This is a genomic window from Corynebacterium uropygiale, assembly GCF_021568315.1.
Classification (GTDB): Bacteria; Actinomycetota; Actinomycetes; order Mycobacteriales; family Mycobacteriaceae; genus Corynebacterium; species Corynebacterium uropygiale.
The window spans coordinates 307391-327192 of the sequence record NZ_JAKGSI010000001.1 but is presented as its reverse complement, the minus strand read 5'-3'; the positions used below and the strand labels follow the sequence as shown (position 1 = coordinate 327192).

The following is a 19802-nucleotide window of genomic DNA, read 5'->3' as shown; positions in this document are numbered from 1 at the left end:
GTCAGTGGTGGCGGTTGTTTCTCAGTGTCGCTTAGGCGGTTTCAACGTCCGAGCGCTCATCGCGGGAGAGGTTGATACCCAAGGAGGGACTCTGGTCCAGGTCGTCGTCGTCGGAGCCGGACAGTTCCATCGGGGTGCCGTCAGAGGAGAGAACCTCCACGTTGAGACACAGGGACTGGAGCTCCTTGAGGAGAACCTTGAAGGATTCGGGGATGCCCGGGTCCGGGATGTTCTCACCCTTGACGATGGCCTCGTACACCTTCACGCGGCCAACCACGTCATCGGACTTGATGGTGAGCAGCTCCTGGAGGGTGTAGGCGGCGCCGTAGGCCTGCATGGCCCACACCTCCATCTCACCGAAGCGCTGGCCACCGAACTGGGCCTTACCACCGAGCGGCTGCTGGGTGATCATGGAGTACGGACCCGTGGAGCGGGCGTGGATCTTCTCGTCCACCAGGTGGTGCAGCTTGAGCATGTACATGTAGCCCACGGACACCGGGTAGGGGAAGGGCTCGCCGCTCCGGCCGTCGAGGAGGACGGTCTTGCCGTTCTCATCGACGAGCACGTCACCATCGCGGTTCGGCCGGGAGTTGCGGAGCAGCCCGGCGAGCTCCTCGTTGGTGGCGCCGTCGAAGACCGGGGTCGCGGTGAGGGACTCCGGCGGGACGTCGTAGAGGTCCTCGGGGAGGGTCTTGATGAGTTCCGCGTTGGCGGGATCCTCGGGGTCGACCTTCCAGCCGGCGGAGGCCAGCCAGCCGAGGTGCGTCTCCAGCACCTGGCCGATGTTCATACGACGCGGCACACCGTGGGTGTTGAGGATGACGTCCACCGGGGTGCCGTCGGCCATGAAGGGCATGTCCTCCGGCGGGAGGATCTTGCCGACCACACCCTTATTGCCGTGGCGGCCGGCGAGCTTGTCGCCGTCCTGCACCTTGCGCTTCTGGGCAACGTAGACGCGGATCATCTCGTTGACGCCCGGGGAGAGGTCGTCGTCATCGTCGCGGGAGAAGCGACGGACGCCGATGACCTTGCCGGTCTCGCCGTGGGGCACGCGCATGGAGGTGTCGCGCACCTCGCGGGCCTTCTCGCCGAATATGGCGCGGAGCAGGCGCTCCTCCGGGGTGAGCTCGGTTTCACCCTTCGGGGTGACCTTACCGACGAGGATGTCGCCGTCGCGGACGTCGGCGCCGATGCGGACGATGCCGCGCTCGTCGAGGTCGCGGAGGACGTCCTCGGAGACGTTCGGGATCTCGCGGGTGATTTCCTCGGCGCCGAGCTTGGTGTCTCGGGCGTCGATCTCGTGCTCCTCAATGTGGATCGAGGTGAGGATGTCCTCCTCGACGATCCGCTGGTTGAGGATGATGGCGTCCTCGTAGTTGTGGCCTTCCCACGGCATGAACGCCACGAGGAGGTTGCGGCCGAGGGACATCTCACCATTGTGGGTGCCGGGACCGTCGGCGATGACCTGGCCGGCCTCCACGCGGTCCCCGATGTTGACGATCGGGACCTGGTTGTAGCAGGTGCCCTGGTTCGTCCGCTGGAACTTGCGGAGGAGGTAGGTATCGCGGATGCCCTCGTCGTCCATGATGGTGATGAAGTCGGCGGAGAGGTCCTCCACCACGCCGGCCTTCTTGGAGATCACGAGGTCGCCGGCGTCATAGGCGGCGCGCTGCTCCATGCCGGTGCCCACGTAGGGGGCCTCGCCGCGCACGAGCGGCACCGCCTGCTTCTGCATGTTCGCACCCATGAGGGCACGGTTGGCGTCGTCGTGCTCGAGGAACGGAATCATCGCCGTACCGACGGAGACCATCTGCCGCGGCGAGATATCCATGTAGTCAATCTCGTTGCCGGGGATGATCTGGATGTCACCGTTCTTCACGCGCACGGTGACGCGCTCCTCGGTGATGTAGCCGTTCTCGTCGTATTCCGTGTTCGCCTGGGCGACGGCGTAGCGATCCTCGACGTCCGCGGTGAGGTAGTCAATCTGGTCGGTGATCCGGCCGTCGATGACGCGGCGGTACGGGGTCTCGATGAACCCGAACGCGTTGACGCGGGCGTAGGAGGAGAGGGAACCGATCAGACCGATGTTCGGACCCTCAGGCGTCTCGATGGGGCACATGCGGCCGTAGTGAGACGGGTGGACGTCGCGCACCTCGATGCCGGCGCGGTCACGGGTCAGACCGCCGGGACCCAGGGCGGAAAGACGACGCTTGTGCGTCAGGCCAGACAGCGAGTTGTTCTGGTCCATGAACTGGGAGAGCTGGGACGTTCCGAAGAACTCACGGATCGCCGCGGAGACCGGACGCACGTTGATCAGTGAGGTCGGCGTAATGGACTCGGCATCCTGCGTCGTCATGCGCTCGCGCACGACGCGCTCCATGCGGGAGAGACCCACCCGCACCTGGTTCTGGATCAGCTCGCCGACGGTCCGCAGACGACGGTTACCAAAGTGGTCAATATCGTCCGTCTCCACCGGAATCGTCTCGCCATTGGGGGCGGTCATGCTCCGCTCCCCGGCGTGGAGGCGCACGAGGTACTCCAGGGTGGTGGCGATGTCTTCCTCGGTGAGGGTCATGAGACCGTCGTGGTCCCCACCCAGGCCGAGCTTCCGGTTGATCTTGTACCGGCCGACCTTGGCCAGGTCATAACGCTTCGGCTTGAAGAAGGAGTTGTCCAGCAGGGACTGGGCCAGGTCGCGCGTCGGCTGCTCGCCGGGGCGCTGGCGGCGGTACACCTCGAGGAGGGCTTCGTCGGTGGAGCCGACGCCGTCGTTCTCGAGGGTGGACATCATGATCTCAGAGAAGCCGAAGCGCTCCTGGATCTGCTCAGCCGTCCAGCCGAGGGCCTTGAGCAGCACCGTCACGGGCTGACGACGCTTGCGGTCGATGCGCACGCCGACGGTATCGCGCTTGTCGACGTCGAACTCCAGCCAGGCACCACGCGAGGGGATGACCTTGACGGAGTGGAGGGGGCGCTCGGTGGACTTATCGATCGTCTGATCAAAGTAGACGCCCGGGGAGCGCACCAGCTGGGACACGACGACGCGCTCCGTGCCGTTGACGATAAAGGTTCCCTTGTCCGTCATCATCGGGAAGTCACCGATGAACACGGTCTGGGACTTAATTTCCTGAGTTTCGTTATTGATGAACTCCGCGGTGACGTACAGCGGAGCGGAGTAATTGATGTCCTTTTCCTTGCACTCGTCGATCGAGTTCTTGACGTCCTCGAATCGCGGCTCGGAGAGGGAAAGGGACATGTTGCCGGAATAATCCTCGATCGGGGAAAGCTCTTCGAGAATTTCCTCCAAGCCGCTGAGAATGCGGGCCTCGGGGCCACGCTCCTCCTGTTGACGGGCACGCCATTCAGGGGTACCAATCAACCAAGCGAAGGATTCTAGCTGCAGGTCGAGGAGGCCCGGCACCTCAATGGGCTCGGTAATCTTCGCGAACGAGTATCGCTTCGGAGCCCCGGGGAATTCGGCCTCTGACTTGGTCTGGCGGGAGACTGCCAAGATGGGTCCTTCCAGCACCTCACGCGGAGCAGTGATCACCCGGACGTGGCCACTACCCCACTGGTATGTTGAGCATTCGGTCTGCTGTGGACTCTCTCCCCCAGATAGCACGAAATGACCTTGTCAAGTCAGCTTTTTCAGAAGCTGATCGAACAAGGCTTGCTGCGCACCGGCGGAGAAGTCCAGCGCATCGAACTACCCTATACCAGATTCTCCGCTTTGTAAAGGGCTTACGCGACGGGGGTGCCGTCGGCAGCCGCCGCGTGCCCGTCCTCCGAGCCGGCATCCTCCGCGCGCCGCCGGCGGCGAGGACCCCGACCGGGCCACAGTGCCCCCACCATACCCGCGAGAAGCAGGATAGCGCCGAGAATGACACAGACCAGAAGAATAATATCCGCCACACTTCGCCCGCCGAGGCGCGTGGCCTCATCCACCCGGGCCTGGATGTCCCCCTCGCTCATCTCACCCTGGAAGGTGAAGACGTCCTCAGCGCGGGAGCCATCGGCCCGGCCATAGTAGTCATCGATCCCCTCGGAGAGCCGGAGGAGCACGCCCGAGTCCTCATCCACCCACAGGTCCCGGCGCGCCGAGTGGTAGAGGTAGCCCTCGCTGCCGTCGGGCAGCCGCGTCGTGTTGAGAGGCCCCGCGTAGTGCCGGGCAACATTCTGGGGCTCAATGTGCTGGCGATAGTGCTTGACATCGCGCCCCTCCAGCGTGGTGTTCTCGACGAAGTCCGCCGGGTAGAAGCCCCGGAGGGTGTCGTCGAACAGGTCGTAGGTGCGCTCCTCGGGGTTCGGCGGGAAGGCGAACCACCAGCCCTCGCCGGGGATGGTCCGGGTGGGGCTGGCGATCTGCTCGATCACGCGCATGTCCCCCGCCACGCGGCCGTCCCTCCGATCAATTCCGAAGCTCCACACCTGCGCGGTGTGCAGCCCGCCGAGGTCCTGCGGATCCTCGGAGTGTTCCCCCTCGCGGGTCACCGACACGCCCACGCGCAGCTGGGCGCCGTCGGCATCGGAGGGCTCCTCCACGGTGGTGTGCAGCTGGCGCAGGACGCGGGTCTTGGTGGCCCCCTCCTCCGGGTGGGCGATGGATCGCAGCGTGGCGTGCGGATCGCGCAGGCTCAGCGTGGTCTCCTCGCCATCGACGGCCACCCGCCCGTCGGTGTGCATGAACAGCGGCGCAAGGGCGCTCGCAGCGATGAGTGCCGCCCCGAGCCCAATGAGCACAACGCTAATAATCCGAGACCGTGGAAGCATGCTGCCAGTCTATAGAACCGGCGGGGTGCGCTAGGCGGCAGGCTTCTCCGTGACGAGCACCTCATCCTCCGTGTGGTGCCGGCTTCCGAAGTAGCCACCCAGCACCGTGACCAGCGAAATCACCACGAGGATGAGGATCGCCGGCGTCGAGGACTGCTCCTCATAGAAGCTGTTGAGCCACGTCGCGATGAAAGGCAGCAGCCCGGAGATCGCCCCCGCGATGTTCACGCTGATCGCCATCCCCATGTAGCGCACCCGCGAGGGGAACATGTGCGTAATGAGGACGCCCACCACGGAATAGGAAATGGTCACGACGGCAAGCCCCAGCACGATCGCCACGGTGATGGCCACAATGTTGGCGGTGTCCATGAGGATCCACAGCGGCCAGGCGAGGATCGCGCTGGCCAGTCCCCCGCCGATCACGACGCGGTGCGCCCCGATCTTCTCCGCCAGCCGGCCGAAGCCGACGTTGATGAGGATCTGCCCCACCGCGGCGATGACCGTCGCGTTGACCATGGACTGGCGCTCGATCCCCAGGACCGAGGTCCCATAGCTCAGCGCGTAGGTGCTCATGACGAAGAACCCGCCGATCCCCACGAGGGAGGCGCACGAGGCCCACAGCACCTTCACCCCGTGGTGGCGGAAGAGATCCACGAAGGAGCCCCGGGCTGCCTCGCCCTCTCCCCCGCCCTCGGCTTCCCGCTCCGCCTGCTGGAAGACGGGGGACTCCTCCACCTGCAGCCGGATCCACAGCGCGATCCCCAGGAAGGGGAAGGCCGCGAGGAAGGGCAGGCGCCAGCCCCAGGAGTCAACACTCGCGTCGGGGAGGAGGAAGACGAGGGCGAAGGCCCCGCTAGAAAGGAGCGTGCCGGCCGGAGAGCCAATCTGCACCAGCGCGGCATAGCGCCCGCGCTTCTCCGGCGGCGCGTGCTCGAGGGCCAGGGTGGTGGCCCCGCCCCATTCGCCGCCGACGGCCACCCCTTGCAAGAGCCGCAGGCAGGTGAGGAGGATGGGGGCGGCGAGGCCGATACTCGCGCTGGTCGGCAGGCAGCCGACGAGCCCGGTAGCCAGGCCGATCGCGACGATCGACACGATGAGCGTGGGCTTCCTCCCCCATCGATCGCCCATGGCGCCGAAGAGCACCCCGCCCAGCGGCCGGGCGAGGAATCCCACCCCGAAGGTGGCGAAGGAGGCCATCGTCGCGACGATGGGGCTCGAGCCTGAGAAGTACACGTGCTGAAACACGAGCGCCGAGGCCGTGCCGAAGAGGAAGAAGTCATACCACTCGAGGGCCGTGCCGATGAAGGCCGAGAAGGCGATCCTCCGGACCTCCCTCGGGTCAACCTCGCGGGTGGGCGGTGCCGATTCCACCGGGTGAGTCATAGCAAAGCTCCTGGTTTTGGGGACGTGTCGCCATCCTAAACCACCCACCACGTGAAATGAAACACGCTATAGAAATTCGGGGGTAGCGCCCCTAGACCGCCTCAGACCGCATCCGGCGCGTTCTCCTCCTGCCCTTCCTTCTCCTGGGCTGCCATCTCCGCATAGCGGGGCATCCGCCGGAAGGACGTCGAGCCCACCATGAGGCACAGGCACACCGCAAAAATGATGGCGCAGATCCACAGCCCGGGCAGGGCGCCGAAGCGGTCAAGGAGGAGGCCGCTCGCGATGGATCCTAGCGGCATGAGCACCATCCCCAGGGCCCCGGTGGCGGCGGAGACGCGCCCCTCGTTCTCATCCGTGCAGGCAAAGGCCATGTACGCGCCGAAGCCCGAGTTGAAGAGCGGGAGGAAGAAGCACTCGACGACGAACACCAGGCACGTGAGCACCAGGGAGTGGAGCGTGCCCATGAAGAGGAGGGCACCAATGAGTTCCCCACCCAGCGCGAGTATGCCTGCGAGGAAGAAGGAGAAGCGGTCGGCGAACTTCCCGGCGAACCACGCCCCCGCAATCATGACCAGCCCCATCATCGCCGAGAGGATACCCAGCTTCCACGGGGCCTCGCCCGCGGCGGTGAAGTGCATGAGCAGGGTCAAGGGCAGGAGGGCCATCGCGAAGTTCGAGATCCCCGCGATGAGTGCCAAGGCGCGCAGGCCACTATCCCGGAAGACGAAGCGATAGCCCTCCTTGACATCCTCAACGAAGGAGGCGAAAGCACCGCCAGGGCTCTCCGAGGGCGACTCGGGCGGGGTGCGGCGGGTGGGCGTCGGGACGAGGAGCGCGGCGAGCGTGCTGAAGACGATCTGGATGATGAGCGGGAGGGTCGTCGTGATGGAGGAGAGGACGCCGGCGATGGGATCGCCGCTGGTGGTGGCGACAGATTCCCGCCCCTGGGCCACTGCCGAGGCCTTCTGGAAGTCCTCCTTGGGGACCAGCTGCCGGGTGAGCGCAAACTCCGCGGGGCCATCGAGCCCCGAGGCCGTGCCGCCGATGATGGCCCCCAGGATGATCATCCCCGTGCAGAAGGCTCGGTTCTCGTGCCCCAGGGCACCGATGAGCACCACACCCCAGCCGACGGCCTGCGTCGCGGCGGACCAGCGGAGGGCGCGGTCCGCCCGCACGCGGTCCACGATGGTCCCGGAGACCACCTGGCAGAGGATGAGACACGCCGTGTAGACGCCCAGGCACACGCCCGCGAGCGTCGCCTCCCCGGTCCACGCCACGAGGAGCACGGTGATGGAGAGGCCCATCATGGATTGGGAGAACTCGTTGGAGACCCGCGCGCCGACGAGGCGGCGGAAGTCGAGGGACTTTAGTGGGTCGGGGTGGCGTCGGTTCATAGCCGTCTCCTCAGCTCAATGCCGCAAGGGAATGTGATCTAGAGTACATCTCCGTCAGGGGGGGGGCAACGGGAACCGACGGCCAGCGCACGGATGACAGATAAAGAACACCCCCTGGCCCAGAACGGGACAGGGGGTGGAAAGCTCGCGGGGAGCGGCGGAGATTACTTGAGGGTAACCTTGGCGCCGGCGTCCTCCAGCTTGGCCTTGGCGGCATCGGCGTCTTCCTTGGAAGCGCCCTCGAGGATGGCCTTCGGAGCGGACTCAACGAGCTCCTTGGCTTCCTTCAGGCCCAGGCCGGAGACGATCTCGCGGACGGCCTTGATGACGCCGATCTTCTTGGCGCCAGCGTCCTCGAGGACGACGTCGAACTCGGTCTGCTCCTCAGCCGGGGCAGCCTCGGCGCCCGGGGCGGCGGCCACGGCGGCAACCGGGGCGGCGGCGGTGACGTCGAAGACCTCTTCGAATTCCTTGACGAACTCAGAGAGCTCGATGAGGGTCATTTCCTTGAAGGCCTCGATGAGCTCGTCCTTGCTGAGCTTAGCCATAATAGTGTCCTTTCTGTGTCGAGCCTGCTGCCTCAGCGACTAGGCCGCGATCTGCGGCGCGGAGCTGAAGTGGCAACTCGGGAAGTATGATGATGTGTCTGCGAAGACTGACGTCTTTAAGCGTCCTGCTTCTTCTCTTCGAGAGCCGCAGCAAGACGTGCGACCTGAGAAGCGGGAGCGTTGAACAGGCCTGCGGCCTTTGCCAGACTGCCCTTCATGGCACCAGCCAGCTTTGCCAGCGTGGTCTCGCGGTTATCGAGATCGGCGAGAGCCTTGACCTGGTCAGCGCTGAGAGCGCTGCCATCCATGTAGCCGCCCTTGACGATGAACGCCTGATTGTCATCAGCGAACTTCTTCATCGCCTTGGCAGCGTCCACCGCCTCGCCCTTGACGAAAGCGATAGCGGTCGGACCGGTCAAGAGGTCGTCGATGCCCTCAATGCCGGCGTCATGAGCCGCCAGCTTGATCAGGGTGTTCTTGGCGACGGAGTACTGGACATCAGCACCGAGAGCAGTACGCAGCTCATAGGTCTGACCCACGGTCAGCCCGCGGTACTCGGTCAGCAGGATGCTGTCCGCCTCAGCGAAACGGTTCTTCAGCTCGGCGAGAGCCGCTTCGTTCTTCGGGTTTGCCATTACTTCGCCTCCTTCCTCTTTCCATTGTGTTCTTGATCCGCCGGGACCCTTCCCCCAGCCGGCGGCAGAGGCTGCCGCGCCCAGAGAAAAAGCCCCGTGCAAGAGCACAGGGCGCATCACACTTCGGTGTGGTGGCTCTACAGTGTCTCCTGCGTGGGCCGAACTGCCTTCACAGTTCCTTCGAACCCCAGTGACGTGGGATTGACCGACGGTCTTCGGTGAAACTTGAGCTCGGCTCCGAGGAGCCGTTCAAACTTCGGATGACACTATAGCCGCAGCGGCGAGCCCGCGCAAGTTCAGGGCCGGCCGTTCCCGTCGTGGCCACGGAGGAGCTCACGGAAGTCGGTGATTCCGGCGTCGACGTCCGTCACGCGATTCGCCTTGCGCGGGGCCACGTCCTCCTCCTCGGGGACGAAGCCGGCCACCGCCTGCCGCACGTCCACGAGGTAGCCAGCGAGCTCCTGGGCGGCGCGGTGGACGCGGCGGCGGAGGTCCTCGCGGGCGCCGAAGTCCTCCGTCGCGGCAAACACCGCCGTGGGCATGACGATCGCCCGAAGGTAGCTGAGCAGCGGGCGCATCGCGTGCTCGAGGACCAGGGCGTGCCGCGGGGTGCCGGCCGTCGCCGCGATGACCACGGGCACCCGGGTGAGCCCGTCCTTGTCGAGGGCGTCGATAAACATCTTGAAGAGCCCGGAGTAGCTCGCGTTGAAGACGGGCGTGGCCAGGACGAGCGCATCGGCGCGGCAGACCTCGTCGATCGCGGCGCGCAGCGCCTCCCCGTAGACGCCCGTGGACATGAGGGTGGCCAGCTCGCGGCCAAGTTCCACGACGGCCACGCTGCCGATCTCCAGCCCCTCTCCCCTGTTGGTCACCTGGGCTTCCACGGCGTGCGCGATCTCCTCGGCGAGCATCCCCGTGCTCGACGGGCGAGACAGCCCCGCGTGGACAATGACGAGTTTCTTCACGGCATCCTCCTTATCCCTCGGCCGGCTGGGCGCGGCCGGCAGGTTCGACGAGCAGATGCGGGGAGTCCGCCCCCTCCGCCAGCAGTGCGGTGTGCGTCGGCGGATCGGAGGGGACGCCGGCGGGGCGTCGTCGCTCATACTCCTCGCGCAGGACGGGGACCACCTCCCGGCCGAGGATCTCCACCTGCTCCAGGGCCATGTCAAGCGGCAGGCCGGCGTGATCGACGAGGAAGAGCTGCCGCTGATAATCGCCCACCCGCTCCGCGTAGCCGAGGTAGCGCTCGATGACCTGCTCCGTCGTCCCCACGGTGAGCGGGGTCATGCGGCTGAACTCCTCGAGCGAGGGCCCGTGCCCATAGACCGGGGCCTCGTCGAAGTAGGGGCGGAAGGCGGCCTTGGCCTTGGCCTCCGTCTCCGCGATGAAGACCTGCCCGCCGAGGCCCACGATGGCCTCCTCCGCCGCGCCGTGCCCATAGTGCTCGAAGCGCTGGCGGTAGAGGCGGACCATCTTCTCCGTGTGCTCGATTGACCAGAAGATGTGGTTGTGGAAGAAGCCGTCGCCATAATAGGCGGCCTGCTCGGCGATCTCCGGGGAGCGGATCGAGCCATGCCACACGAAGGGCGGGACCCCGTCGAGCGGGCGGGGCGTGGCGGTGAAGCTGCGCAGCCCCGAGCGGAACTCCCCCACCCACGTGAGATTCTCCTCGCGCCACAGGCGGCGCAGGAGGTGGTAGTTCTCGACGGCCAGCGGAATGCCCTTGCGAATGTCCTTCCCAAACCACGGGTAGACAGGCCCCGTGTTGCCGCGCCCGAGCATGAGGTCCACGCGCCCGCCGGCGAGGTGCTGGAGATAGGCATAGTCCTCGGCGAGGCGGACGGGGTCGTTGGTCGTGATGAGGGTGGTGGAGGTGGAGAGAAGAATTCTCGACGTCTGCGCCGCGAGGTAGGCCAACAGCACGGGCGGATTCCCCGGCGCGGCGAAGGGCGGGTTGTGGTGTTCGCCGGTGGCGAAGACGTCGAGCCCCACCTCCTCCGCCTTCCGCGCGAGGGCCACGGTGGCCGCGATCCGCTCGGCCTCTGTGGGGGTGCGGCCGGTGAGGGGATCCCGGGTGACATCCCCCACCGTGAAGATTCCGAATTGCATACGCCTATCCTAACCCCCGTATTGTTGACATGTCCTCTACATTGCGGGCGGAGGCCCCTCGCATGGGTGGTTACTGTAGATCATGACCACCAGCACACGTGAAAAGGAGCAGTCATGAGCACCCCACGTCCGGTGCACACCCCCATCGCGGGGGACATCATCCCCCTCTCCGAGGTGCCCGACCCGGTCTTTTCCGCGGGCACCATGGGCCAAGGATTCGGTATTGAGAACCCGCCGGGAGGGGAGATCTTGGCCCCGGTGTCCGGGAAGGTGGCCATGGTCGCGAAGACCGGGCACGCCGTGGGCATCGTGACGGAGGATCACCTCCAATTCATCGTTCACCTCGGGATTGACACCGTCGAGCTGGGCGGCGAGCCCTTCGAGCTTGAGGTCGCGAAGGGGGACGCCGTGGAGGCGGGCCAGCGGCTCGGCACCATGACGACGGGGCCCATCCTCGACGCCGGGAAGTCCACCACCTCCGTCGTGGTCATCGCGAACTCGAAGAAGAAGGTGGAGCGGGTCGAGATCACGGAGGGCCCCGCGAAAGCCGGCGCGGAGGTCGCGCAGGTGTTCCCGACGGCGCCGAAGGAGGCGAAAGCCGCGCAGGCTCCGGCGCAGACCCCAGCGCAGCCCCCGGCCGGCCTCAGCGGCTACGACGCCGTGGCCTGGGACATCATCGAGGGGGTCGGCGGGGCGGAGAACATCCGCAGCGTCACCCACTGCATCACCCGGGTGCGCTTCTACCTCAAGGACGAGGCCCGCGCCGACGACGCCCGCGTCCGAGCAAATAGCAAGGTCATTGAGGTGGTCAAGGCGGGCGGCCAGTACCAGGTGGTCATCGGCCCGGAGGTGGAGGATGTCCACGATGCGGTCGTCGCTCGCCTCGGCGGGGCCGGGGACGCCACCGAGGCCCCGGCGGAGGAGGTCGAGCGCCCCTCGACGGCGCTCGGCTGGGTGAAGTACGGATTCAGCTCGCTCATCGGGGTCATCACCGGCTCGATGATCCCGGTCATCGGGCTCCTCGCGGCCTCCGGCATCATCAAGGGCGTCCTGGCACTGCTGGTGAACTTCGGGATTACCAGCAGCGAGACCCCCACCTACACCCTCATCAACGCCATCAGCGACGCGGTCTTCTTCTTCCTGCCGATCTTCGTCGGCTTTACGGCGGCGCGGAGGCTCGGGGCGGATCCGATCGTCGTCGCCATCGTGGGCGGGGTGCTCTGTTACCCGGACCTCGTGTCCCTCTCCGAGGGGGAGGAGGAGCACGCGCTGCTCGGCATGTCTCTCAACGCCGACTTCTTCGGCCTGCCCTATCACATGGCGGGATACACCTACTCGATCTTCCCGATCATCGTGGGGGCGTGGCTGGCCTCGGTGATTGAGCCGTGGCTGAAGAAGGTCATCCCGGCGACGCTGCGGATGATCCTGCTGCCGCTCATCGAGGTGGTGGTGGTCTCGCTGGCGGTCATCCTCGTTTTGGGGCCGATCGTCATGTTCGTGTCCACCGGGATCGCCTCGCTCATCCAGGGGCTCTATGACCTCTCCCCGACCATCTCCGGGCTCATCATCGGCGGCTTCTACCAGGCGCTCGTCATCTTCGGCCTCCACTGGGCCGTCATCCCGCTGGTGGCGCAGGACATCGCGCAGCAGGGCCACTCCTATCTCAACGCCATCATCTCCGCGACGATGGTCGCCCAGGGCGGCGCCGTCCTCGCCGTCTTCGTGAAATCCAAGGTGCAGCGAATCAAGACTCTGGCCGGCCCCGCCGCGATCTCCGCCTTCTGCGGCGTCACCGAGCCCGCCATGTACGGAATCAACCTGAAGTTCGGCCGCATCTTCGTCATGGGTTCGGTGGGCGGTGCCGTCGGCGGCCTCCTCACCGGACTCTTCGACGTCAACATGTGGGGCTTCACCGGCTCGATCATCGGCTTCACCTCCTTCGTCAACCCCGAGGGCATCGACTCGAGCTTCTGGGGATACTGGGTGGCCTCCCTCGCCGCGCTCATCGTGGCCTTCGCGCTCACCTGGTTCTTCGGCTTCACCGACCAGGACTTCGACGCCGGCCGCGAAGTGAAAAAGGTCCGTTTGGGACGACGCGACGCCGTCCAGAAATAGCCCCCACCTGCACTAACCCCCGCCCCGCACCGGCGGGGGTTCACTATTGTGGGGCTATGGATTCTTCTGTGATCACCACCGACGTCATCGTCCTCGGCCTCGGAGCGATGGGCTCCGCCACCCTCGACGCCCTCTCCCGCCGCGGCGCCCGCGTGCTCGGGATCGAACAATTCGGCATCGCCCACGATCGCGGCTCCAGCCACGGCGGCTCGCGGATCGTGCGCCAGTCCTATTTTGAGCACCCCGATTATGTGCCCTGGCTGCGAGACGCCTATGCGCTCTGGAGGGACCTCGACTCCTGGTGGTCCGAGCCCATCCTCCACCTCTGCGGCGGGCTCTACATGGGGCCCAGCGCCTCCCGGACCTTCAGCGGATCCCTGCTCGCCGCGCGCCAGCACCGCCTCCCCCACGAGGTGCTCAGCCCCACCGCGATGCGCCAGCGCCACCCCCACATCACCCTCGCCGAGGAGGAGCACGCCTTCTTCGAGGACCTCGCCGGCTGGGTGGTCCCCGAGGAGACCATCCGCGCCCAGGCCGCCCGCGCCCGCGAGCACGGAGCCACCATCTGGGAGCACACCGCCGTGACACACGTCGACGCCCACCCGGAGCACGTCATCGTGACGTGTGCCGACGGCCGCCGTGCCCGAGCCGGGACCCTCGTCCTCACCCCCGGGGCCTGGGCTCCGCGGCTCCTTGGCGACCTCGGGCTCCCGCTCAGCGTGGAGCGGCAGGTGATGTACTGGTTCGAGCCGGCGCAGGACGCGGAGGCCTACGCCCGAAGCCCCATCTACGTGCACGAGACCGAGGCCGGGGAGCTCATCTACGGATTCCCCGCCACCGAAGCCGGCGCCAAGGTGGCCTTCTTCCGCAAGCCCACGCCTACGGACCCCGATCACCTCAACCGCACCATTTCCAAGGAGGAGGTCGCCGTGATGCGCCGACGCCTCCGCGGAACCCTGCCCGCCCTCGCGGAGGGCAGGCTCCTCGACGCGAAGGCCTGCATGTACACCTCCACCCCCGATGAGCACTTCGTCATCGGCCGCCACCCCCACCACCAGCGCGTGCTCCTGGCCTGCGGATTCTCCGGGCACGGATTCAAGTTCACGCCCAAGGTGGGAGAGGTCCTCGCCGCGATGGCCGAGAGCGGGGCCGAGACCTGCGGCGTGGAGCTCTTCGACCCGCGGCGCTTCAGCGAGGCTCGCCCCGCGCGGGGCGAGCGAGAGGGCTAGCGGAAGTCGAAGTAGAACTCGCTCCGCTTGGCCAGCGCCCCGTCCACCTCTTTGAGGCCGTGCTCCTCGATGAGCGTCTTCTTGTCCGAGAAGAGGTTGGTGCCCAACCCGGCGCGCTCATCTTTCATCGTCGCGCCGATGGCGGCAAGGGTCGTCGGGAAGAGGTCGAAGGGGGCGTAATCGCGGTTGTACATGCGCTCCCGCGGCGGCTCCGCGATGGCGGGGTTGAGGATCATGTTCACGATGGTGCGCTCATAGTCCCGGTCCCAGCCCTCGAAGAAGGTCTTATCCATGGAGCGGTGGTCGCCGACGATGACGATCGTCGTGTCCTTGCCCCAGGGCTGCTCCTGGACCCACTTGACGAACTTCGTGACCTCCCGCTGGGAGTAGAAGATGACGTTGCCGTACTGGGTGTCGAAGGGCTCCTCCTTCATGTTCTTCGACTTGTAGCCGTCGGGGAAGTGGGTGTCCGCGTTCTCGAGGATGAAGTAGAAGGGGTCCTCCTGCGCGGCCAGGCGGGTGAGCTCCTTCTTGGCGAACTCGTAGATCTTGTCATCCTCGTAGCCCCACCACTCCTTGTAGCCGGGCTCCAGGTAGCCGTGCTCGATGGCATAGGGGTGGTCGAAGACGAGGAAATCGCCGTGCTCACGGTAGTAGTCGCCGAGGCCGCCCCAGGAGGAGTCCGCCCCCATCATGAGCTCGGTCTGGTAGCCCTGCTCGTGGAGCATCTCGCCGAGCGTCGGGAACTTCGGGTAGTACATGGCCTCCGCGGTCCCGCCCGTGACGGAGGTCTTCATGGGGACGCCGGCCTCCATGTTGATCATCGCGGCGACGGAGTGCACGGCGCCGAAAGTCTGGTGCGGGCCACCCATGGTGTCCGTGTTGGAGAAGTGCACCGCCTTCTCGTTGAGGGCGAGCAGGTCAGGCATGTAGTTGCGCTCGTCGTAGCCGCCGTGCGCCGCGTCATAGTAGGAGTTCTCCACGGACTCCAGGTAGATGTGCAGGAGGTTGCGCTTCTTCTCTGGGAAGCTCACCGAGTCCCGCGGGTTGATGTAATTCTCCGCGAGGAACTCCGAGGAGCTGTTCATCGTGGAGAGATCCGTGAGCGGCAGCACCGCGAAGGCGTAGCACGTCGAGCCGACGGTGAGCAGCGCCGAGACGAGCACCGCCGCAACCCTCTTCCACCGCCTCACGAACCACACGGGCAGCTGGAGCCCCACGAGGACCACCGCCACGACGGGCAGAATCATCGCGTTGCGCACGCTCGCGTCGGTTTCCGCCGTCGATTCCCCATTGCCGCTGGTGAGCAGGAAGATGAGCTGATCGGCGGACAGATCGCCGAAGAAGCTGTGGAACCAGTGCGGCACGAAGAAGAGCACGCCGGCAAGACCCAGCAGAATCGCCCCGAGGAGCGACCACGCCACCGCGGCCACCACGCTGAGCCCCCGGCGGCGGGAGGCGGCGGGGTGTGCCGACGACGACGTCTCCTCCCCCTTTCGCCGTCGCAGGAGCGCGAGCAGGCCCCGGAGGAGGGCCGTCGCCACAATGGCCACCCCGAAGAAGAGAAGATAAAAACCGATGTCCTGGGGCAGCCCATAGGGAAGCCGTTTCCACCCAAACACCATGACGAGGAACGCCACGATCGCGACATCCAAGCCCAGGCAGATCGCCCGCGGCCACGTGGTCTTCCGCGAGAAGACCGCACTTGCCCCCGCCCACTGCACGAGCTGAGCAACAAGAACACCCATGTGATGACTTTCTGTCCAAGAATCTATGGCTCGCGACGGGGTTGTCCGAGCCCCTCATATATGTACACCACCGCGGCGCGAATGTGAGCTTTGACATCGCGCCGCGGTGGCTAGGACAGATTTCACAGCACGGGCGGCGGGCGGGGGCCCGGGCCTTCCTGCTGCTTGGCGCCCCCTAGGACGCCGTGTACACGCTGATGCGCTGGATGGGGTGGGCGTGGGATTCGAGCTCGTCGAGGAGGGCGCTCGCATAATCCGCGTAGCTGATGAAGGACTCGCCCTTCTCGTTGGTCGTGAACTCCTCCCCCGCGACGACGTAGCGCCCGGTGGCGGGGGAATCCGGCTGGAAGTCGGCGGCCGGGCTGATGTACGTCCAGTCCAGGTCCTTCGCCTCGCGGATGAGGACGAGCCCGCGGCGCTTCAGCGGGCTCAAATCCTCCATCGGGAGCATCAGCGCGAAGGTCCTCACGTCGAACCTTCGCAGCATGGAGGAGGACGGCCTCCTCACCCGGCACTACTACCCCGAGGTGCCCCCGCGCGTGGAATATGAGCTCACGGAGCTGGGGCAGAGCCTGCGCCCCATCATCGATCAGATGGCCCGGTGGGGGCGCTCCAATCAGGAGCTGGGCAGCACACAGCCCCCGAGGCGAGAGGACTCGCAGCTCGGGGGCTGAAGTAGAACCGTCCGGGCGGGTGGCCCGGGCCGGAGGCCTTCGACGCGGGGTCTTAGGCCTCAGCGGCGAAGTTCTTCACCACGGAGGGGTCAACCGGGATGCCCGGGCCCGTCGTGGAGGCGACCGTGATCTTCTTCAGGTAGATGCCCTTGGACGAGGTCGGCTTGAGGCGGAGGAGCTCCTCGATGAGGGCGCCGTAGTTCTCCGCGAGGGCCTTCGGCTCGAAGGAGGCCTTGCCGATGCCGGCGTGGAGGTTGGCAGCGCGGTCAACGCGGAAGGAGATCTTGCCGCCCTTGACTTCCTTGATCGCCTTGGCGACGTCGGTGGTCACGGTGCCGGTCTTCGGGTTCGGCATGAGGCCACGGGGGCCGAGGACGCGGGCCACGCGGCCGACCTTGGCCATCTGGTCCGGGGTGGCGATGGCGACGTCGAAGTCGAGGGTGCCGGCGGTGATCTGCTCGATCAGCTCCTCGGTGCCGACGATGTCAGCGCCCGCCTCTTCCGCCTCGGTGGCCTTCTCGCCAGCGGCGAACACGGCGACGCGGACTTCCTTACCCGTGCCGTTCGGCAGGGAGACGGTGCCGCGGACCAGCTGGTCAGCCTTCCGCGGATCCACACCCAGGCGGATGGCGACGTCGATGGTGGCGTCGTAGTTCTTGGACGAGGTCTCGGAGGCCAGCTTGACGGCCTCGAGGGGGCTGTAGAGACGGCCGGCATCGATGCGCTCGGCGGCGGCGCGGTAGGCCTTAGATTTCTTGCTCATGAAAGAAGAGTCCTCACTCTCGAAGGGTGGTGAAAAGGATTCTTGTGTGGTCCGGGCCGAAGCTGGCCCTCCCACGAGGGGCAACGCCCCGATTACTCCTGGACGGTGATGCCCATGGAGCGGGCGGTACCCGCGATGATCTTGCAGGCGGCGTCGATGTCACGGGCGTTGAGGTCCGGCATCTTGGTGTTGGCGATCTCCTTGACCTGATCCATGGTGACGGAGCCGACCTTCTGGGTGTGCGGAACGCCGGAGCCCTTCTGCAGGCCAGCGGCCTTGAGCAGCAGCTTGGCGGCGGGCGGCGTCTTCAGCACGAAGGAGAAGCTACGGTCTTCGTAGACGGTGATCTCGACCGGCACGACGTTGCCGCGCTGGGACTCCGTCGCAGCGTTGTACTGCTTACAGAAGTCCATGATGTTCACGCCGTGGGCACCGAGAGCCGGGCCGACGGGCGGAGCCGGGTTGGCAGCGCCAGCCTCGATCTGCAGCTTGATGAAGCCGGTAACCTTCTTCTTCTTGGGGGCCATCGAATTACCTCATTTCCCTTGATACCGGGCGCAGCCACGATGCTTGCCACGCCCGTCCGGATGCCGGAGCTACCCCGGCCACCGGGGAGACGTTCAGTGTCTGGTGTCCTCTTCCGGCCGCAACCGGGTCAGACACACGAAAAAACACAGTACCACACGGTACTGTGTTTCTCCCAAGCTGCCCGAGGGGCCCTAGGTGATCTTCTCCACCTGGTCCGCGGTGAGCTCGACGGGGGTCTCGCGGCCGAAGATGCTCACGAGCGCCTGGATCTTGCCGGTCTCCGGGTCGATCTCGGAAATCGTCGCGGAGACGGAGGCCAGCGCGCCGGTGAGGATGGTGACGGCCTCGCCCACCTCGAAGTCGATCTGCTGCTTCGGCTGGGCCTTCTCCTCCGGCATGGCCACAACCTGCTCGCCTTCCTCATTGACGACGGGCTGCTCGGACTCGTCCGTCTGGGAGGGCATGAGGAACTTGGCGACGTCACGGTGCTTCACCGGGGTGGCGTTGCCCTCGTTACCGACGAAGGAGGTCACACCCGGGGTGTCGCGCACCACCGACCAGGAGCGGTCATTAATGTCCATGCGGACCAGCACATAGCCGGGCAGCAGCTTCCGCTTCACCGGCTTGCGCTTGCCGTCCTTGATCTCAATGACCTGCTCGATGGGAACGACCACCTCGTAGATGGAGTCCTCCACCTCGAGGGTCTGGGCACGCATGTCCAGGTTGGTCTTCACCTTGTTCTCATAGCCGGAGTAGGTCTGCACGATGTACCAGGAGCCCGGCTTCTTCTTCAGTTCCCGGGTGAATCGACGCAGGCGGGCGCGGTACTCCGCGTCCGGGTCCACCTCTGGTTCCGCGCCGAGCGCGGCGGCGGCGTCGGCCTCCTGGACCGGCTGCTCCTCGACGGCCTCCGTCGAGTTCAAATTTTCGTCACTCATCCTTGATCTCCATTGATTAATCCCGCCGGGCCAAGGCCTCGGCGGGATGTGAAGTACTAGAAGAAAGTGTAGCTAAGAGCCGAGGACGAACTCAACTCCGGTGCGGGCCAGGGCGTCGACGCCCGAGGTCAGCGCAATCATGATGATGAGAAACGCGAAGACCACGAGGGTGTAGATCACCATCTGCTTGGCCGTGGGCCACACGACCTTGCGCATTTCCGCCACCACTTCCGGGAAGAAGGCGGCGACCCCTCCGCCGGGCTTCTCATCGGGATTCTTCCGCGCCGCAGCGGGCGTGGCAGCCGCAGTTGCCGAGACCGACGTGGTGGACACTCCAGCCAGCTGGCGCTTGCCGGTAGGGCGCGCGCTCCCCGTGCTAGCGGGCTGCTTCTCACTCACGTGATTCCTCCGGACTGCTGGCGACATTTTGCAGGGGCGACAGGACTTGAACCCGCAACCTACGGTTTTGGAGACCGTTGCTCTACCAATTGAGCTACGCCCCTTCGCTGCCTTAGGAACAGCACTCGCCACCCTAGCACGCTCCTCAAGGAAAGAGGAAATGTGCAGGCCAGGAGGGGAAAATATGGGACTGCGGATGGTTCTCGACGCCCGCCCCGCGCTCCTCACCCCGGCGCGCCCTGCGCTCCCCCGGCGCGGGAGTGGGCCGGCGCACAACAAAACCGGCGGACACTGTCCGCCGGTTTCCACGTGGTAGCGATGGAGAGATTCGAACTCTCGACCTCACGATTATGAGTCGTGCGCTCTCACCAACTGAGCTACACCGCCACGATGCCTGCCCACCCGAGGTGAGACAAACAACAGAGCCCCCTAACAGAATCGAACTGTTGACCTTTTCCTTACCATGGAAACGCTCTGCCGACTGAGCTAAGGGGGCACGGCTTCGGATGAGGTTGGTGGAAATACCGAACCGCTTCCGTTGAAGCCTTGCAAAGATTAACCCGAAG

General features: G+C 65.9%; 17 protein-coding genes and 3 tRNA genes. 3 read left to right on the top strand and 17 right to left on the bottom strand.

Annotation, left to right across the window (positions count from 1 at the left end; translation table 11 throughout):
* Positions 1-31: 31 nt before the first annotated feature.
* The 8 genes from rpoB to L1O03_RS01555 all read right to left on the bottom strand — a co-directional run bounded on the left by rpoB (position 32) and on the right by L1O03_RS01555 (position 10842).
* Positions 32-3529, bottom strand: a complete 3498-nt coding sequence (gene rpoB / locus L1O03_RS01590) for a DNA-directed RNA polymerase subunit beta (protein WP_236118036.1) — start codon at positions 3527-3529, stop codon at positions 32-34.
* Between the two features lie 212 nt (positions 3530-3741).
* Complete coding sequence (gene pgfA / locus L1O03_RS01585; RefSeq protein WP_236117659.1) at positions 3742-4770, bottom strand: cell envelope lipid trafficking protein PgfA; 1029 nt, start codon at positions 4768-4770, stop codon at positions 3742-3744.
* Between the two features lie 30 nt (positions 4771-4800).
* Positions 4801-6153 carry an MFS transporter gene (locus L1O03_RS01580; RefSeq protein ID WP_236117658.1) on the bottom strand — a complete coding sequence of 451 codons (1353 nt, stop codon included), beginning with the start codon at positions 6151-6153 and terminating at the stop codon, positions 4801-4803.
* Positions 6154-6254: 101 nt separating this feature from the next.
* A complete protein-coding gene (locus L1O03_RS01575; RefSeq protein WP_236117657.1) occupies positions 6255-7550 on the bottom strand; it encodes an MFS transporter in 1296 nt (431 codons plus the stop codon).
* A 164-nt stretch (positions 7551-7714) separates the two neighbouring features.
* Positions 7715-8098, bottom strand: a complete 384-nt coding sequence (gene rplL, locus L1O03_RS01570; protein ID WP_236117656.1) for a 50S ribosomal protein L7/L12 — start codon at positions 8096-8098, stop codon at positions 7715-7717.
* A 116-nt stretch (positions 8099-8214) separates the two neighbouring features.
* A complete protein-coding gene (rplJ, locus tag L1O03_RS01565) occupies positions 8215-8733 on the bottom strand; it encodes a 50S ribosomal protein L10 (protein ID WP_236117655.1) in 519 nt (172 codons plus the stop codon).
* Positions 8734-9029: 296 nt separating this feature from the next.
* Complete coding sequence (locus L1O03_RS01560) at positions 9030-9698, bottom strand: CE1759 family FMN reductase (protein WP_236117654.1); 669 nt, start codon at positions 9696-9698, stop codon at positions 9030-9032.
* Between the two features lie 10 nt (positions 9699-9708).
* On the bottom strand, positions 9709-10842 hold the full coding sequence (locus L1O03_RS01555) for a CE1758 family FMN-dependent luciferase-like monooxygenase (RefSeq protein ID WP_236117653.1): 1134 nt from the start codon (positions 10840-10842) through the stop codon (positions 9709-9711).
* Between the two features lie 114 nt (positions 10843-10956).
* On the opposite strand from L1O03_RS01555, the gene L1O03_RS01550 reads away from it, so the two are divergent.
* Positions 10957-12957, top strand: a complete 2001-nt coding sequence (locus L1O03_RS01550) for a PTS sugar transporter subunit IIABC (protein WP_236117652.1) — start codon at positions 10957-10959, stop codon at positions 12955-12957.
* A gap of 56 nt (positions 12958-13013) precedes the next feature.
* Entirely contained in the window at positions 13014-14186 is a 1173-nt protein-coding gene (solA, locus tag L1O03_RS01545; protein WP_236117651.1) for an N-methyl-L-tryptophan oxidase, read from the top strand.
* Here the strand turns inward: solA and L1O03_RS01540 are convergent.
* The gene (locus L1O03_RS01540) at positions 14183-15934 is read right to left on the bottom strand and encodes an LTA synthase family protein (RefSeq protein WP_236117650.1); all 1752 of its coding nucleotides are present in this window, start codon (positions 15932-15934) and stop codon (positions 14183-14185) included. The two genes, solA and L1O03_RS01540, sit on opposite strands and share 4 nt — an antisense overlap.
* 175 nt (positions 15935-16109) lie before the next feature.
* Positions 16110-16421, bottom strand: coding sequence for an NAD(P)-dependent oxidoreductase (locus tag L1O03_RS01535; RefSeq protein WP_236118063.1), 312 nt, complete (start codon positions 16419-16421; stop codon positions 16110-16112).
* Between L1O03_RS01535 and L1O03_RS01530 the strand changes: the two genes are divergently transcribed.
* Positions 16333-16608: a winged helix-turn-helix transcriptional regulator gene (locus L1O03_RS01530; protein WP_420830266.1), complete on the top strand. Its 276-nt coding sequence runs from the start codon at positions 16333-16335 to the stop codon at positions 16606-16608. The genes L1O03_RS01535 and L1O03_RS01530 overlap by 89 nt on opposite strands.
* A gap of 52 nt (positions 16609-16660) precedes the next feature.
* Here the strand turns inward: L1O03_RS01530 and rplA are convergent, their stop codons facing one another.
* The 7 genes from rplA to L1O03_RS01495 form a co-directional block, all read right to left on the bottom strand.
* On the bottom strand, positions 16661-17371 hold the full coding sequence (gene rplA, locus L1O03_RS01525) for a 50S ribosomal protein L1 (RefSeq protein ID WP_236117649.1): 711 nt from the start codon (positions 17369-17371) through the stop codon (positions 16661-16663).
* 92 nt (positions 17372-17463) lie between these two features.
* Positions 17464-17898, bottom strand: a complete 435-nt coding sequence (gene rplK / locus L1O03_RS01520) for a 50S ribosomal protein L11 (RefSeq protein WP_236117648.1) — start codon at positions 17896-17898, stop codon at positions 17464-17466.
* 192 nt (positions 17899-18090) lie between these two features.
* Positions 18091-18858: a transcription termination/antitermination protein NusG gene (gene nusG / locus L1O03_RS01515; RefSeq protein WP_420830280.1), complete on the bottom strand. Its 768-nt coding sequence runs from the start codon at positions 18856-18858 to the stop codon at positions 18091-18093.
* Positions 18859-18909: 51 nt separating this feature from the next.
* Positions 18910-19236, bottom strand: coding sequence for a preprotein translocase subunit SecE (gene secE / locus L1O03_RS01510; RefSeq protein WP_236117646.1), 327 nt, complete (start codon positions 19234-19236; stop codon positions 18910-18912).
* Between the two features lie 31 nt (positions 19237-19267).
* Positions 19268-19340, bottom strand: a tRNA-Trp gene (locus L1O03_RS01505).
* Positions 19341-19546: 206 nt separating this feature from the next.
* Positions 19547-19623 (bottom strand) — tRNA-Met (locus L1O03_RS01500).
* A gap of 36 nt (positions 19624-19659) precedes the next feature.
* Positions 19660-19732, bottom strand: a tRNA-Thr gene (locus L1O03_RS01495).
* Positions 19733-19802: the final 70 nt, after the last annotated feature.

Bases quoted from the DNA above. Each gene is read 5' to 3' on its own strand.
- pgfA (WP_236117659.1), bottom strand. From the start codon at position 4,770: ATGCTTCCACGGTCTCGGATTATTAGCGTTGTGCTCATTGGGCTCGGG.
- L1O03_RS01580 (WP_236117658.1), bottom strand. From the start codon at position 6,153: ATGACTCACCCGGTGGAATCGGCACCGCCCACCCGCGAGGTTGACCCG.
- L1O03_RS01575 (WP_236117657.1), bottom strand. From the start codon at position 7,550: ATGAACCGACGCCACCCCGACCCACTAAAGTCCCTCGACTTCCGCCGC.
- rplL (WP_236117656.1), bottom strand. From the start codon at position 8,098: ATGGCTAAGCTCAGCAAGGACGAGCTCATCGAGGCCTTCAAGGAAATG.
- rplJ (WP_236117655.1), bottom strand. From the start codon at position 8,733: ATGGCAAACCCGAAGAACGAAGCGGCTCTCGCCGAGCTGAAGAACCGT.
- L1O03_RS01555 (WP_236117653.1), bottom strand. From the start codon at position 10,842: ATGCAATTCGGAATCTTCACGGTGGGGGATGTCACCCGGGATCCCCTC.
- L1O03_RS01550 (WP_236117652.1), top strand. From the start codon at position 10,957: ATGAGCACCCCACGTCCGGTGCACACCCCCATCGCGGGGGACATCATC.
- solA (WP_236117651.1), top strand. From the start codon at position 13,014: ATGGATTCTTCTGTGATCACCACCGACGTCATCGTCCTCGGCCTCGGA.
- L1O03_RS01540 (WP_236117650.1), bottom strand. From the start codon at position 15,934: ATGGGTGTTCTTGTTGCTCAGCTCGTGCAGTGGGCGGGGGCAAGTGCG.
- L1O03_RS01530 (WP_420830266.1), top strand. From the start codon at position 16,333: ATGAGGACGAGCCCGCGGCGCTTCAGCGGGCTCAAATCCTCCATCGGG.
- L1O03_RS01535 (WP_236118063.1), bottom strand. From the start codon at position 16,421: ATGCTGCGAAGGTTCGACGTGAGGACCTTCGCGCTGATGCTCCCGATG.
- rplA (WP_236117649.1), bottom strand. From the start codon at position 17,371: ATGAGCAAGAAATCTAAGGCCTACCGCGCCGCCGCCGAGCGCATCGAT.
- rplK (WP_236117648.1), bottom strand. From the start codon at position 17,898: ATGGCCCCCAAGAAGAAGAAGGTTACCGGCTTCATCAAGCTGCAGATC.